A 14,998-nucleotide genomic window follows, 5' to 3' on the forward strand; every position below is an offset into this window, starting at 1 on the left:
GATGCCCGACATCCTTCATTCAATGACAATAATATCGCCGAATTCGGCTCTACTCTGGAGTCGCGTTGATGATTGTAAGAAAACGCCGTGGTCGCCGGACATTGCGTTGTCTGGCGGGCCTTATGGCCTGCTCGTTTTTTATCAATACCACGTATGCCTGGCAACAAGAATATATCGCTGAAGCGGCTCCGGGGCATACGACGGAACGCTATACCTGGGACAGCGATCACCAACCGAATTACAACGACATACTGGCCGAACGTATTCAGTCTACGCAAAATACGGTGGGGCCGGTGCTTAGCCTGGCGGATGAAACCCCGCTTGATGCGACCAGCGGTATCAGTATGGGCTGGAATTTTCCGCTTTCCCGACGTGTGACCACTGGGCCGGTCGCGGCGTTGCATTACGACGGTTCGACGTCATCAATGTATAACGAATATGGCGATAGCGCGACGACATTAGCGCTTACCGATCCGTTATGGCACGCCAGCGTCAGTACGTTAGGCTGGCGGGTAAACTCGCAGTTCGGCGATGTCCGTCCCTGGGCGCAAATCAGCTATAACCAACAGTTTGGGGAAAATATCTGGAAAGCGCAGTCCGGGTTGAGTCGTATGACCGCAGGAAATCAGGCGGGAAACTGGCTGGATGTCACCGTAGGCGCGGACGTGTTACTTAACCCGCACATGGCGGCGTATGCGGCGTTTTCCCAGGCGGAAAATAGCGCTACGGATAGCGATTATTTGTATACCCTGGGGGTGAGCGCCAGGTTTTAACTTAAAAACTACCATCGAAACGCTGTGATAACAGATCTTGTGGCGGAAGTAGGGTGCTAACCTTCTGCGTTATCTTTGCGCTGTTAATCATCTCGCTGGCAGTTTCCACCACTATTCGCCAGCCGCAGCGGGAGAGGGTTAGCGAAGCGTCTGCGTAACACATGCAACACCAGGCGTACAGCGCACCCATTTGGTGCTCTTTATTTTTATTTAGCACAAATACCTAATCAATTGGAGTTAAAAAAACGTCTAATAAATAAGGAATGCATTTAACTTATTTATGAATCAGAAGAAATAATATATTATTTATATTAATTTATTCTTAATAAAAATTTACATTTATGTACGTTACATTTGTAACATATTGATTTCTATTTTTTTTAAGCTTAACTAAAAAATATTTTTATATATACTAATTATAGTATCTAATACCCATCTCTATACACTCCATTTCCTCACAGAATGCAGATAACCCTAAGGATGCGTTCTGTTATCTACCGTCATAAATGGAGTTTTTAATGAAAAAAGTTGTTTTTGCTCTGTCTGCTCTCGCTGTAGTTTCCACTTCTGCTTTCGCTGCTGAATCTGGTGACGGCACCATTAAATTCACCGGTGAAATCGTTGACGCGCCATGCGTCGTTTCTACTGACTCTCAGAACCAGGAAGTTGTGCTGGGTCAGGTTAAGAAAAATATCTTCAAAGCCATTGGCGATAAATCTGTTTCCAAGCCTTTCCAAATCAAACTGGAAGACTGTGACATCACCTCTCAAACCAAAGTTAACGTGAGCTTCGCTGGCGTTGGAGATGCAGACGACGCGACACTGGTTTCTGTTAACACTGAAGCAGGTGCGGCAACTGGCGTGGGCATCGGTATCTACGACAACGCTAACAAGCTTGTTGAAATGAACACCGGTAAATCCACCACTACGCTGGCTGCTGGTCAGACCGTGCTGTACTACACCGCTAACTACGTTGCAACAAAAGATACTGTAACCACTGGTTACGGTAACGCAGAAGTGGACTTCAACCTGTCCTACGAATAATCGAATTTTCGTTAATACAGTCAATCATAATGGCAACGGAAATCCCGTTGCCATTTTTTCCAGCGGAGGCTCAGGAAGAGAATCATGAACCGCTCACGTTTGATATCTTGCACAGCACTGGTGCTGGCGCTGATTGCTCAAAACAGTTTTGCCGGTGGCGTGGCATTAAGCAGCACACGTGTTATTTATGACGGTAGTAGAAAGGAAGCTTCTCTTACGGTAAATAATAAAAGCACCACGGATGAATTTCTCATTCAGTCATGGATTGATGACGCTAACGGTAATAAAAAGACGCCCTTTATCATCACTCCACCGTTATTTAAATTAAGTCCGACTAAAAATAACGTTTTACGTATTGTTAATACGACGAGCACGTTACCGCAGGATCGCGAGTCCGTTTATTGGATTAACGTAAAAGCTATTCCTGCCAAAAGTGAAGACGCGGAAGCTAAAAACGTACTGCAGATCGCCGTACGTACCCGCTTAAAACTGTTCTATCGTCCGGCGGGCCTGAAAGGCAATAGCATGGACGGCTGGAACAAACTGCAGTTCACCAGCGCAGGGGCTAACCAGATCAAAGTGGAAAACCCATCTGCCTTTAACCTGACGTTTAATAAATTTTATGCCAACGGCCGTGATATTGAAAAAACGGGAATGGTTCCGGCAAAAGGCTCATTGAATATTGAACTGCCAGCCGGCACCGGCAAGGTAAGCGAAGTTAAATACAACATTATTAATGACTTTGGCACGGCTGGCGACATGTTGACACAGCGCGTTAACTAACACGTTTTAAAGGATTATTACTATGACATGGACGCATCTTCCTCTGGGCAATAAGACCTCGCGTTTCACGCAGTCTGCGCTTGCGCTGATGATAGCGAGTACGTTCCCCGCGTATGCGGGAACATTTAACCCGCGCTTTCTGGAGGATGTGCCGGGTATTGATCAGCACGTTGACCTTTCAATGTATGAATCCAATAAAGCTGAACACCTGCCAGGTAAATACCGCGTCTCGGTGGTGGTCAACGAAAAAAAAATGGAGTCTCGCACCCTGGAGTTTAAGGCAGCGACAGAGGCGCAGCGCGCAAAAATGGGTGAATCCCTGGTGCCGTGCTTAAGCCGCGTGCAGCTTGAAGATATGGGCGTGCGTATTGATAGCTTCCCGGCGCTGAAAATGGCCCCGCCTGAAGCCTGTGTTGCTTTTGACGACATTATTCCCCAGGCCGCCAGCCATTTCGATTTTGCAGACCAGACCCTGATCATGAGCTTCCCGCAGGCTGCGATGAAGCAGACAGCGCGCGGTACGGTGCCAGAATCGCAGTGGGACGAAGGGGTGAATGCCCTGCTGGTGGATTATAACTTCTCCGGCAGCAACGCCAGCTATGACGCGCACGACAGTGAGACCAACTACAACAGCGACAGCTACTATCTGAACCTGCGCAGCGGTATGAACCTGGGGGCATGGCGATTACGTAACTATAGTACCTGGACGCGAAACGACGGTAACAACACATGGGATAACATTGGCACATCCCTAAGCCGCGCCATTGTGCCGCTGAAATCACAGCTGACGTTGGGGGATACCTCCACCGCCGGTGATATTTTTGACAGCGTTCAGATGCGCGGGGTGCAGTTAACTTCTGACGAAGAGATGCTGCCTGACAGCCAGCGCGGGTTTGCGCCCGTCATCCGGGGTATTGCCAAAAGTAACGCCGAAGTCACCGTTGAGCAGAACAACTACGTTATTTACCGTACGTTTGTTCAGCCGGGTGCGTTTGAAATTAACGACCTGTATCCAACCTCAAACAGCGGCGACCTGACGGTCACCATTAAAGAATCGGACGGCAGTGAGCAGAAGTTCGTTCAGCCGTTCTCCTCGGTGGCGCTCCTCCAGCGTGAAGGCCATCTCAAGTACAGCCTTTCCGCTGGGGAATACCGTGCCGGGAACTATAACAGCGCCGAGCCGAAATTCGGGCAGCTTGATGCCATGTACGGTCTGCCATATGGCTTTACCGTTTACGGTGGTGCGATCTTCTCTGACGACTATTACTCGCTGGCGGGAGGATTAGGTAAAAACTTCGGTTATATCGGCGCGATCTCCATCGATGTAACCCAGGCAAAAAGCAAGCTGGCAAATGAGGAGAATTCGGAAGGTCAGTCTTATCGTTTCCTCTACTCCAAGAGCTTTAACAGCGGTACCGATTTCCGTCTGCTGGGTTACAAGTATTCGACCAGCGGCTATTACACCTTCCAGGAAGCGACGGATGTGCGCAGCGATGCGGACAGCTCTTATAGCCAGTACCACAAACGTAGTCAGATTCAGGGCAACGTAACGCAGCAACTGGGCGCCTGGGGCTCGGTCTATTTTAACGTCACGCAGCAGGACTACTGGAACGATGAAGGTAAACAGCGTTCGCTGAATGCCGGTTATAACGGCCGTATTGGCCGCGTGAACTACAGCATTGCTTACACCTGGACGAAAAGCCCGGAGTGGGATGAGAGCGATCGTTTACTGTCATTCTCCATGTCGATTCCACTGGGACGCGTGTGGAGTAACTACCACCTCACGACCGATCAGCATGGCCGAACCAACCAGCAGTTAGGGGTGAGCGGCACCGCGCTGGAAGACCACAACCTGAACTATAGCGTGCAGGAAGGCTACGGCAGCAACGGCGTGGGTAACAGCGGCAGCGTGAACCTGGATTACCAGGGCGGCGTGGGTAGCGCCAGTCTGGGTTACAACTACAACCGTGACGGCCAGCAGGTGAACTACGGTTTGCGCGGCGGTGTAATAGCCCATAGCGAAGGTATCACTCTTTCTCAACCGCTGGGTGAATCTATGGCCATTATCTCCGCGCCGGGGGCGCGCGGCGCGCACGTGATCAACAACGGTGGTGTGGAAGTGGACTGGATGGGTAATGCGGTCGTGCCTTATCTCACTCCGTACCGTGAAACGGAAGTCTCACTGCGAAGCGACAGCCTGAACAACCAGGTTGACCTGGATACCGCCTCCGTCAACGTAGTGCCGACGCGCGGCGCGATTGTTCGTGCCCGCTTCGATACCCGAGTGGGCTATCGCGTGCTGATGAACCTGACGCAGGCCAATGGCAAAGCGGTGCCGTTTGGTGCTACCGCCACGCTGCTGGATACCACAAAAGAGTCCAGCAGCATTGTGGGTGAAGACGGTCAGCTTTATATCAGCGGGATGCCGGAGAAAGGTGCCCTTCAGGTGAACTGGGGTAAAGACCAGGCACAGCAATGCCGCGTGGCGTTTACGCTGCCGGAACAACAGGATAATACCGGCGTGGTGATGGCGAATGCCGTCTGCCGGTAACAGGGAAGGAAACGATTATGTTGAAAAAGTTGATGATGTTTGCGGGCCTGCTGGGCGGGTCGGTGCTGTTTTCTGGCCAGGCGCTGGCGGCAGCGGATTGGGGGGCGTGTACGCCTGACGGCGGGACTCATGTTTTTTCGGCCACGCTGAACAAAACCATCACCGATACGTCCAAGAATGCCTCAGGTATGGTTTTCCGTGATTTTTGGTCGTGGGATTTAGGGGGGGATTACGATGCTGTTTGTGAATGTCCAGAGGGGACTGCTACGGCATCGACATATTATAAAGCTACTTCCCCCCTCGCTCCTGGCCACAGCGAAGGCGAACGCCAATATTTTATTATCAATAATAATATCCAGATTTCAGTCGATGTTTGGGTTCAGGGACACTATCAGGATTATAAAACAGCGCCATTTTCTAATTTAGATAATCTGTCCGCCGCCAGAGCAGGCTGCACTGTGGGTGATGTACGGTTTACAACAGGAAGCAAAGGAAAATTATCTCTTTATATTAATCATCCATTTGTCGGTGAGCTGCAAATACCGAGTACAAAGATACTGGACTTGTTTGGAACCCACAAAGTAGACGTTTATAATGCCAGTCCGTTGGCATCCGTATATTTAAGTGGGAGCATCATTGTTCCACAGGGCTGTGAACTCTCCAGCGGCAGCACGCTGGAAATTCCGTTTGGGGAATTTAAGGCCACTGATTTTAAAGATCGCAAAGGACAAGTTGCAAAGAACGCCACGAAATTCACCAAAGAGCTGCAGTTTAAATGCACCAATATTTCCGATGGCGTAAAGATCTTCCTGCGTATTGAGGGAACGCCAAACGCTAATGATTCGAATGCCATCGACATGGGCAACCCGGATATCGGTGCCATCATTGAGGGCGCTAACGGTAAAATTTTGGTGCCAAATGACGCCAGTGTTAATCAGGAGCTGAGCGTATCGGGTCTTGTTGACGACACGCACCGTACCGCCTCAACGACCATTTCGGCTTACCCCATCAGTACCACCGGCAAATTGCCGGCCGCCGGGGATTTCGAGGGAATTGCCACCATGCGTATTGATGTGGAGTAAGCAGGATGAAAAACCTTCATGCTTTGATGCCAGCGTGTTTACTGCTTACCACTTCCGCGATGGCGGCACCGTCGAATATCGGTTCTGCTGGTGATATCCACTTTACCATTACTATTAAGGCGGCTACCTGTGAACTGGAAAACGACAGTATCGACGTCAATATGGAGACTGTGGTGCTTCAGCGCCCGGTAAAAGTGGGTAAAGAGCTGAACCAGAAAAACTTTAGCATCGGCTTAAAAGATTGCGCGTATGCCACAAAGGCCAGCGTTACGATGGACGGTTCTCCAGACCCGACTGACCCCTCGCTTTTTGCCCTGGATAGCGGCGGCGCGACGGGCGTGGCGTTAAAAATTAAAACGTCTGGCGAGGTGCAACAATACCCCTCCAGTACCGACTCTACGCCCGTAGAACACACCGTCTGGTTTGATGGTACTAACAAGCTGAACTATATCGCCAGCTATGTGCCTGTTAAGCCGGATGCCACCGTTGGCCCAGCGAATGCGACGGTGAATTTTAGCGTCACATACGAATAATCACTGAGGGCCAGTTCGCTGGCCCTTTTCCATTTTTAGTGATTTTTTGTAAAAATCTTCTCCGATCACACTCTCCGTTGCCACTTTCCCCTCTGCTTGTGGTCTACTTAACCGTGCTTGTAGACTTTCTTACATCTGCGTTAGCCGCATATTTACCTGTTTGATTAAAGAATCGTTGTACAGGTCGTTTTTATCCCGATTCCCAGGGTTTGTTTGCATGAGATACATTAAATCGATGACGCAACAGAAACTTAGTTTCTTGCTTGCGCTCTATATCGGTCTGTTTATGAATTGCGCCGTGTTTTACCGCCGTTTCGGCAGTTATGCGCAAGAATTTACCATTTGGAAAGGCATTTCCGCAGTTGTCGAACTTGGCGCCACGGTGCTGGTCACTTTCTTCTTACTTCGTCTTCTTTCACTGTTTGGCCGACGTGCCTGGCGTGTGCTGGCCACGCTGGTGGTGCTGTTTTCCGCTGGCGCCAGTTATTACATGACCTTCCTGAACGTGGTGATTGGCTACGGCATTATTGCGTCTGTTATGACCACCGATATCGATCTCTCGAAAGAGGTGGTGGGGCTGCACTTCGTATTGTGGCTGATTGCCGTGAGCGTGCTTCCGCTCATCTTTATCTGGAGTAACCACTGTCGCTACACGTTGTTGCGCCAGCTACGTACGCCGGGGCAGCGTTTTCGCAGCGCCGCTGTAGTGATACTCGCAGGCGTAATGGTGTGGGCGCCTATCCGCCTGCTGGATGTACAGCAAAAAAAGGTTGAACGGGCGACAGGTATCGACTTACCCAGCTATGGCGGCGTGGTGGCGAACTCCTATCTGCCTTCAAACTGGTTATCTGCGTTAGGGCTGTATGCCTGGGCGCAGGTAGATGAGTCGTCGGACAATAATTCGTTAATAAACCCGGCCAGGAAATTTACCTATGTTGCGCCGAAGGATGGGGATGACACCTACGTCGTTTTCATTATCGGTGAGACGACCCGTTGGGATCACATGGGGATTTTCGGCTACGAGCGTAATACCACGCCGAAGCTGGCGCAGGAAAAAAATCTGGCGGCGTTCCGCGGCTATTCTTGCGATACCGCGACGAAGCTTTCTTTACGCTGTATGTTTGTACGGGAAGGCGGGGCGGATAATAACCCGCAGCGTACCTTAAAAGAGCAGAATGTTTTTGCCGTACTCAAACAGCTCGGATTCAGTTCCGATCTGTACGCCATGCAGAGCGAGATGTGGTTCTATAGCAATACCATGGCGGATAATATCTCCTACCGCGAGCAGATCGGCGCCGAGCCGCGTAACCGCGGTAAAACGGTGGATGACATGCTGTTGATTGATGAGATGCAGAACTCGCTTGCCCAGAATCCGGAGGGTAAGCATCTGATTATCCTGCATACCAAGGGATCGCATTTTAACTATACGCAGCGTTATCCGCGCAGCTACGCTCAGTGGAAGCCCGAATGTATTGGGGTCGATAGCGGCTGCACGAAAGCGCAGATGATCAACTCTTACGATAACTCCGTGACCTATGTGGATCACTTTATTACCAGTGTGTTCGATCAGCTACGTGATAAAAAAGCGATTGTGTTCTACGCGGCTGACCACGGCGAGTCGATTAACGAACGCGAACATTTGCACGGTACGCCGCGCAATATGGCGCCGCCGGAGCAATTCCGTGTTCCGATGCTGGTATGGATGTCGGATAAATATCTTGCCAGTCCGCAACATGCGCAGATGTTCGCTCACCTGAAACAGCAGGCGGAGATCAAAGTGCCGCGTCGTCATGTGGAGCTGTACGATACGATAATGGGCTGCCTGGGGTATACATCGCCGGATGGCGGCATTAACCAGAACAACAACTGGTGCCATATTCCCGATGCGCAGAAAGTCGCCGCGAAGTAGGTTGTCTGCCGACTTTCTCGCCGATTGAATTGTATTTTGCGACTAAGGGATTGACGGGCGTGCGCCTGAGCAGTAAGATGCGCCCGCATTCGGTGATTGGCGCAGCCTGGTAGCGCACTTCGTTCGGGACGAAGGGGTCGGAGGTTCGAATCCTCTATCACCGACCAAATTCAGAAACCCTGCTCAATGAGCAGGGTTTTTTTGTATCGGAAGCCTGACGAGGATGAGAACCTCCGGGGCAAGAGGTTCGACCCGAGCGAAGCGAGAGAACGTTGCGTCAGCAACGGCCCGCAGGGCGAGCCACGCAGTGGCGAGTCATCCTCTATCACCGACCAAATTCAGAAACCCTGCTCAACGAGCAGGGTTTTTTTGTATCTGAAGCCTGACGAGGATGAGAACCTCCGGGGGCAAGAGGTTCGACCCGAGCGAAGCGAGAGAACGTTGCGTCAGCAACGGCCCGCAGGGCGAGCCATCCTCTATCACCGGCAGGTTGACGCTCGCACCACCAGTTCAGGCATGATCCCGTCGCTGTGACTGACCTTCTTGCCCGCCAGCAAATCAAATAATAGCGTGATTGCCTGTCGCGCCACCTCATCAAGATGCATATTCACAGCCGTCAGCGGCGGCAGCGATTCGCGCGCGCGGATACCGTCATAGCGGGTGACCACGCGCATCCGCTCCGGGATAGCGACTGCCTGTTCCTGGAAAGCGCGTACCGCGCCGCTGGCAAAGGTATCGATCAGCACCAGCACGCCGTCAACGTCGGGATGCGCCTGTAATAGCTGCTGCGCGGCCTGGTAGCCGGCATTTTCACCCTCGCTTTCATTGAGAGAGTAGACGACGGGGGCCTGGCGCCCCGCGCACCAGCGCTGGTAAGCCGCTTCGCTCTCCAGAACTGATGTTCGCCGTGTGTTACCGACAAATAACGCACATTTTCTGGCGCCGGAGGCCTCCAGATGCGTTAGCAGAAGCTGTGCTGTTGCCGCCGAGTGCAGCTCAACCCACGGCACAGGCGTGTCGGTCCCCGGCGTGCGGCCAATGGTGACGCAGGGAATGCCCGCTTGCGCCAGCGCCTGGAGCTGCGGGTCGTTCTCCGCCGGCTCAATCAGGATCGCCGCGTCAAAGCTGACGGCATCCAGTGGATTTGCCCCCGGCGGCACCAGAATCAGCGCATGCTGTTTTTCCAGCGCCATCATCGCGGACGTTAACGCCACCTCCATCATAAATCCCAGTCGTGACGCGCCGGAGGCAATCGCCAGCGGCACCGAAGAGAGCAAGGCAATGGTATTGGTTTTGCCGGTTCGTAACTGGCGGGCGCGAATATTCGGCGTGTAGTTGAGCGCAACAATGGCCTCTTCAATACGCCGTCGCGTCTGCGGCTCGACAAAGCGGGTGTTGTGCAAGGCATTGGATACCGTCCCTGGCGACACGCCTGCATGGCGGGCAACATCAATCAACTTTGCGCGTTTTTTATTTTGAACAGCCATCTGCTTCCTGACCTGCGAAAATTTGCGCACAGGGTAGCATATTTACCAGACGGTAACGTTTGCTTTTTTTCGGTGAGGATCGTAAAAAACTCTTCATTAAAACGTTTTAATGGGGTATTTTGGCGCAAATTTATTCCTCAGGAGGCGATGTGGCACACTTAACTCAGGATTCGACTTTCACCCTTGGACGCCGTCTGGCGGGCCTTATCTACGCTGATAAGGCGAAGAGCTTTGGCGGCTATACGCTTTTTGCGCCGCAAACCGCCGAAGGGCGGGTTTACCTGGTGGACGAGCAGGGCGAAGTCGCGCATCAGTGGCAGCTTCCGGTTCGCGCCGGGCGTGATGCAGTGCTGCTGCCGAATGGTAATCTGGGTTATAACGGCAGCCACCGCACTTCAGCGAACCTCTATCCGGCGTGGGATCTCTGGCACGGCGGCGACTTCTACGAAGTGACGCCGGATAACGAAATCGTCTGGCACTATGAAGACATCTTCCATCACCATGATGCGCAATGGTTGGCGAACGGTAATCTGCTGTATACCGCCGCGTCGCCGTTACCTGCCGATATCGCCGCCCGTGTTACCGGCGGCGACCCGCGCCGCGATGCGCCAGACGGCGTGATTCAGAGTGACGTCGTCAAAGAGGTCAATCGCGACGGTGAAGTGGTCTGGGAGTGGCGTGCCTGGGAGCATTTGAATCCGGAAGATTTCCCGATTCATGATATTTTCGACCGCCGCCACTGGCCGATGATTAACGGCCTGTCCGTCACCCGTGATGGCCTGGTACTGATGAGCCTGCGTACCACTTCCGGCGTCATTGCCGTGGATAAAGAGAGCGGGAAGGTTATCTGGCATGCAGGGCCGGAAGTCGTAGCGCAGCAGCACACGCCGGTTGAGATGGAGAACGGGTCGATTCTGGTTTTCGATAACGGCAACCTGCGTCCCGGCGTCACCTCGCCGCATTCCACGGTGCTGGAGTTCGATCCGCAGACCAAAGCGATTACCTGGCAGTATCGCGATATCTTCCCGCCGGCGTTTTTCTCGCCGTATATGGGGAGCGCGCAGCGGCTGGCGAACGGCAACACCTTTATCTGTGAATCGGCGTTTGGCCGCCTGTTTGAAGTCACCCCGGAAGGCGAAACGGTATGGGAATATATCATTCCGTTCTTTAATGAATATCCGGAGCACCTCAGTAAAGGCATTATTCCTGGAAAACAGAACAGCGCCTTCCGTGCGCATCGCTATGCCGCTGATGCCATTAGTTGGTTGAAATAATACAGACCGCCAGCCCGCGCTGGCGGTTATTTTTTTGATGTTTTATGGGAGTTAATCATGCCGCAGCCTGGCCTTACTACGCCGGATAACGATGCATTACCCTGGCAAACCACCTTACTTTTGGCGCTTCAGCATGTGCTGGTCGTTGCCGCCACCCCCATTACCTCCGTCTTTCTGATTGCCAAAGCGCTCCACTTTACCGATACGGTGACCGCCTCGGTACTTAGCGCGACCTTTCTGATGTGCGGTCTGGGCGCTATTTTGCAAAGCCTGGGTGTGAAAGGGGTGGGCGCGCGTTTGCCGTTTATTATGGTACCGGGGGGCGCGCCGATTGCGATTTTCGTTGCGATCGCTTTACAGACCAATATCCAGACCGCGATTGGCGCCGTAATTCTGACCTCGCTGTTCTACTTTATCGCGTTGCCGATTTTCCGCCGCTGCCTGCACCATTTTCCCCCCTTTATCATTGGCATCATGCTGCTAATGGTGTCGATTAACCTTATTCGCCTGTACGGCGGGTTGATCATTGGCCAGCCAGGGAGCGCCGACTTCGCTCATCCAACCAGTATCATTTTATCGCTGGGGACTATCCTGATAACGCTGATTTTCGCGCTGGCGTTTAGCGGTATTTTGCGCCAGCTGGCGGTGATGTTCGGCCTTTTAGCGGGAACGCTGCTGGGAATGGCGCTGGGCAGCACCGATTTTAGCGGTGTTGGTCACGGGCCGCTGTTTAGTTTCCCACAGCTTTTGCCGTTCGGCTGGCCGATTTTTGATCTCTCCGCCTCGCTGCCGTTGCTGATTTACGCGGTCATCTCTATGGCTGAAGCAACCGGGCAAACGATTGCGACCGCGGAAATAGTCAATTCCACGCAAAATGTGCAGCAGGCGATTCCACGTACCATTCGTGGTGATGCGGTAATGTCGCTGCTGGGGGGGATTTTTGGCACCTCCTTAATTATCACCTCCGGCGAAAATATTGGGGTGGTACGCACCACTAATGTGAAATCGCGTTTCGTGACTGCGGCTGCCGGAGGATTGTTAATCCTGATTGCCATATTCGCGCCGCTGGTACGTCTGGCGACCTGTCTGCCAGGTTCGGTGGTGTGCGGTACGGCGGTGATTGTCTTCAGCATTATCGGGGTTATCGGTATTGATATGATTGCGCGTGAGCCACTGCATACGCCGGGTAAAACCTACGCGCTGGCGATGGGGCTGGCCATGGGAATGCTACCTATACTGGTACCCGGCCTGTATCAGAATTTCCCGGCGGGCGTACAGATGGTCTTTGGCAACGGCATGGCAGCGGGGACGTTGACGGCGATTCTGGTGAACTCGTTGTTTAACTGGAGCGAAAAGCGCACGCAGGCCAGGGTCAAAAGTTAGTTTTTGTGATCGCGGTAGGCCGCACGACGGCCTACTTATTTACAATTTTGTGACATATTCGATGGTGTTTTTCAATGTCCGGATAACTCTTTTTTGCACACGGCTTATGGATAACCTCAGCATTTTCGCCTGTGCGTTTTAGCGTTAGTGGTATTAATCGCTCAGATAATCAACATATCGAAAGAAATTTTTCAATTAATGTCTAATTGTTAATCACTAACTGTTGCAAAATATTAAGTGAATAACTCTGCCTTTCTGCCTATAGCACAAATTTCCCTGCTGAAAATACCCTTCTGAACTTTTTTTAATCTTTGTTTGTTAATTCTCACCGTTGTTGTAAAAGCTGGTTACCTGTATTGACGTTTTGACATTCTATTGACAGATTGTAGGGAATGAGGGGCATTTTATGGAGAATCCGCACTGCAACTCAGTCGATTATGCGAACGGAATCCCCACCTCTCACTACTGACCTGACCAGGTAAAAAACAAAAAAGGCCGGGCGGTAAAAGCCTTTGCAAAGGGCAAAACAACATACATCACAATTGGAGCAGAAGAATGAGTATTTCCTTGAAGAAGTCAGGGATGCTGAAGCTTGGTTTGAGCCTGGTGGCCATGACCGTTGCAGCAAGCGTACAGGCCAAAACCCTGGTTTATTGTTCAGAAGGCTCGCCGGAAGGCTTTAACCCACAGCTCTTTACGTCTGGCACCACCTATGATGCCAGCTCCGTACCTATCTATAACCGTCTGGTTGAATTCAAAACCGGCACCACGGAAGTGATCCCGGGTCTTGCTGAGAAGTGGGATATCAGCGAAGACGGTAAAACCTATACGTTCCACCTACGTAAAGGGGTGAAATGGCAATCCAGCAAGGATTTCAAACCCACGCGCGAGCTGAACGCCGATGATGTCGTGTTCTCTTTTGACCGGCAGAAAAACGAGCAGAACCCGTACCATAAAGTGTCTGGCGGCAGCTATGAATACTTTGAAGGCATGGGGCTGCCGGATCTGATTAGCGAAGTGAAGAAGGTAGACGATCACACGGTGCAGTTTGTGCTGACGCGTCCGGAAGCGCCGTTCCTTGCCGATTTAGCCATGGACTTCGCCTCTATTCTTTCCAAAGAATATGCTGACAACATGCTGAAAGCCGGTACGCCGGAAAAAGTGGATCTGAACCCGGTCGGCACTGGCCCGTTCCAACTGGTGCAATATCAGAAAGATTCCCGCATTCTCTACAAAGCCTTTGACGGCTACTGGGGCACGAAGCCGCAGATCGACCGTCTGGTCTTCTCCATCACGCCTGACGCCTCTGTGCGTTACGCCAAACTGCAGAAGAACGAATGTCAGGTGATGCCGTATCCGAACCCGGCGGATATTGCGCGCATGAAAGAAGATAAAAACATCAACCTGATGGAGCAGGCCGGTCTGAACGTGGGTTATCTCTCCTATAACGTGCAGAAAAAACCGCTGGATGATGTCAAAGTTCGCCAGGCGTTGACCTATGCCGTGAATAAAGAGGCCATCATCAAAGCCGTTTATCAGGGCGCGGGCGTTGCGGCGAAAAACCTGATCCCGCCGACAATGTGGGGCTACAACGACGATATTAAAGACTACGGCTACGATCCGGAAAAAGCGAAGGCGCTGCTGAAAGAAGCCGGTCTGGAAAAAGGCTTCACCATCGATCTGTGGGCGATGCCGGTACAGCGTCCCTATAACCCGAATGCGCGTCGTATGGCGGAAATGATCCAGGCGGACTGGGCGAAGATTGGCGTTCAGGCCAAAATTGTCACCTATGAATGGGGCGAATACCTCAAGCGCGCTAAAGATGGCGAGCACCAGACGGTGATGATGGGCTGGACCGGCGATAATGGCGATCCGGATAACTTCTTCGCCACTCTGTTCAGCTGCGATGCCGCCCAGCAAGGCTCCAACTATTCAAAATGGTGTTATAAGCCGTTTGAAGACCTGATTCAGCCTGCGCGTGCGACCGATGACCACAACAAGCGTATTGAGCTCTATAAACAGGCCCAGGTCGTGATGCATGACCAGGCGCCAGCGCTGATCATCGCTCACTCCACGGTTTATGAGCCAGTGCGTAAAGAAGTTAAAGGCTATGTGGTTGATCCATTAGGCAAACATCACTTCGAAAACGTCTCTGTCGAATAATTAAAAGAGCGCTGCGC

General features: G+C 52.0%; 11 protein-coding genes, 1 tRNA gene and 2 other RNA genes. 13 read left to right on the top strand and 1 reads right to left on the bottom strand.

The annotated features are described in order from the left end of the window. The first annotated feature begins 68 nt into the window (after positions 1 to 68). The 10 genes from ABVM99_RS16785 (at position 69) to ABVM99_RS16830 (ending at position 9,163) form a co-directional block, all read left to right on the top strand. Entirely contained in the window at positions 69 to 773 is a 705-nt protein-coding gene (locus ABVM99_RS16785) for an autotransporter outer membrane beta-barrel domain-containing protein (protein ID WP_000637073.1), read from the top strand. 518 nt (positions 774 to 1,291) lie between these two features. Continuing rightward, positions 1,292 to 1,816, top strand: coding sequence for a long polar fimbria major subunit LpfA (gene lpfA, locus ABVM99_RS16790; RefSeq protein WP_001518613.1), 525 nt, complete (start codon positions 1,292 to 1,294; stop codon positions 1,814 to 1,816). Between the two features lie 84 nt (positions 1,817 to 1,900). After that, positions 1,901 to 2,599 (top strand): long polar fimbrial chaperone LpfB, encoded by a 699-nt coding sequence (gene lpfB / locus ABVM99_RS16795; RefSeq protein ID WP_001082125.1) that lies wholly within the window; start codon positions 1,901 to 1,903, stop codon positions 2,597 to 2,599. A 22-nt stretch (positions 2,600 to 2,621) separates the two neighbouring features. Then, the gene (lpfC, locus tag ABVM99_RS16800) at positions 2,622 to 5,150 is read left to right on the top strand and encodes an outer membrane usher protein LpfC (RefSeq protein WP_052938220.1); all 2,529 of its coding nucleotides are present in this window, start codon (positions 2,622 to 2,624) and stop codon (positions 5,148 to 5,150) included. A gap of 17 nt (positions 5,151 to 5,167) precedes the next feature. Further along, positions 5,168 to 6,232: a long polar fimbrial protein LpfD gene (lpfD, locus tag ABVM99_RS16805; protein ID WP_023195899.1), complete on the top strand. Its 1,065-nt coding sequence runs from the start codon at positions 5,168 to 5,170 to the stop codon at positions 6,230 to 6,232. Between the two features lie 5 nt (positions 6,233 to 6,237). Further along, entirely contained in the window at positions 6,238 to 6,765 is a 528-nt protein-coding gene (lpfE, locus tag ABVM99_RS16810; protein ID WP_017441629.1) for a long polar fimbrial protein LpfE, read from the top strand. Between the two features lie 217 nt (positions 6,766 to 6,982). Next, positions 6,983 to 8,674, top strand: a complete 1,692-nt coding sequence (gene eptB / locus ABVM99_RS16815) for a kdo(2)-lipid A phosphoethanolamine 7''-transferase (protein ID WP_052938219.1) — start codon at positions 6,983 to 6,985, stop codon at positions 8,672 to 8,674. A 90-nt stretch (positions 8,675 to 8,764) separates the two neighbouring features. Then, positions 8,765 to 8,841 (top strand) — tRNA-Pro (locus tag ABVM99_RS16820). 35 nt (positions 8,842 to 8,876) lie between these two features. Beyond that, a non-coding RNA gene (locus tag ABVM99_RS16825) (RtT sRNA) lies at positions 8,877 to 9,009 on the top strand. A gap of 35 nt (positions 9,010 to 9,044) precedes the next feature. After that, a non-coding RNA gene (locus tag ABVM99_RS16830) (RtT sRNA) lies at positions 9,045 to 9,163 on the top strand. Here ABVM99_RS16830 and ABVM99_RS16835 read toward each other — a convergent pair. Continuing rightward, positions 9,154 to 10,161 (bottom strand): substrate-binding domain-containing protein, encoded by a 1,008-nt coding sequence (locus ABVM99_RS16835; protein WP_023195897.1) that lies wholly within the window; start codon positions 10,159 to 10,161, stop codon positions 9,154 to 9,156. The two genes, ABVM99_RS16830 and ABVM99_RS16835, sit on opposite strands and share 10 nt — an antisense overlap. Positions 10,162 to 10,310: 149 nt before the next feature. Here ABVM99_RS16835 and ABVM99_RS16840 point away from each other — a divergent pair, with 149 nt between their 5' ends. From ABVM99_RS16840 to dppA, 3 genes are all read left to right on the top strand, one after another. Beyond that, positions 10,311 to 11,435 (top strand): aryl-sulfate sulfotransferase, encoded by a 1,125-nt coding sequence (locus tag ABVM99_RS16840; RefSeq protein ID WP_023195896.1) that lies wholly within the window; start codon positions 10,311 to 10,313, stop codon positions 11,433 to 11,435. 57 nt (positions 11,436 to 11,492) lie between these two features. Beyond that, entirely contained in the window at positions 11,493 to 12,818 is a 1,326-nt protein-coding gene (locus ABVM99_RS16845) for a uracil-xanthine permease family protein (RefSeq protein WP_001136076.1), read from the top strand. A gap of 555 nt (positions 12,819 to 13,373) precedes the next feature. Beyond that, positions 13,374 to 14,981, top strand: a complete 1,608-nt coding sequence (gene dppA / locus ABVM99_RS16850) for a dipeptide ABC transporter periplasmic-binding protein DppA (protein WP_000028047.1) — start codon at positions 13,374 to 13,376, stop codon at positions 14,979 to 14,981. Positions 14,982 to 14,998: the final 17 nt, after the last annotated feature.

Source organism: Salmonella sp. SJTUF15591, assembly GCF_043356435.1.
Taxonomy (GTDB): Bacteria; Pseudomonadota; Gammaproteobacteria; order Enterobacterales; family Enterobacteriaceae; genus Salmonella; species Salmonella enterica.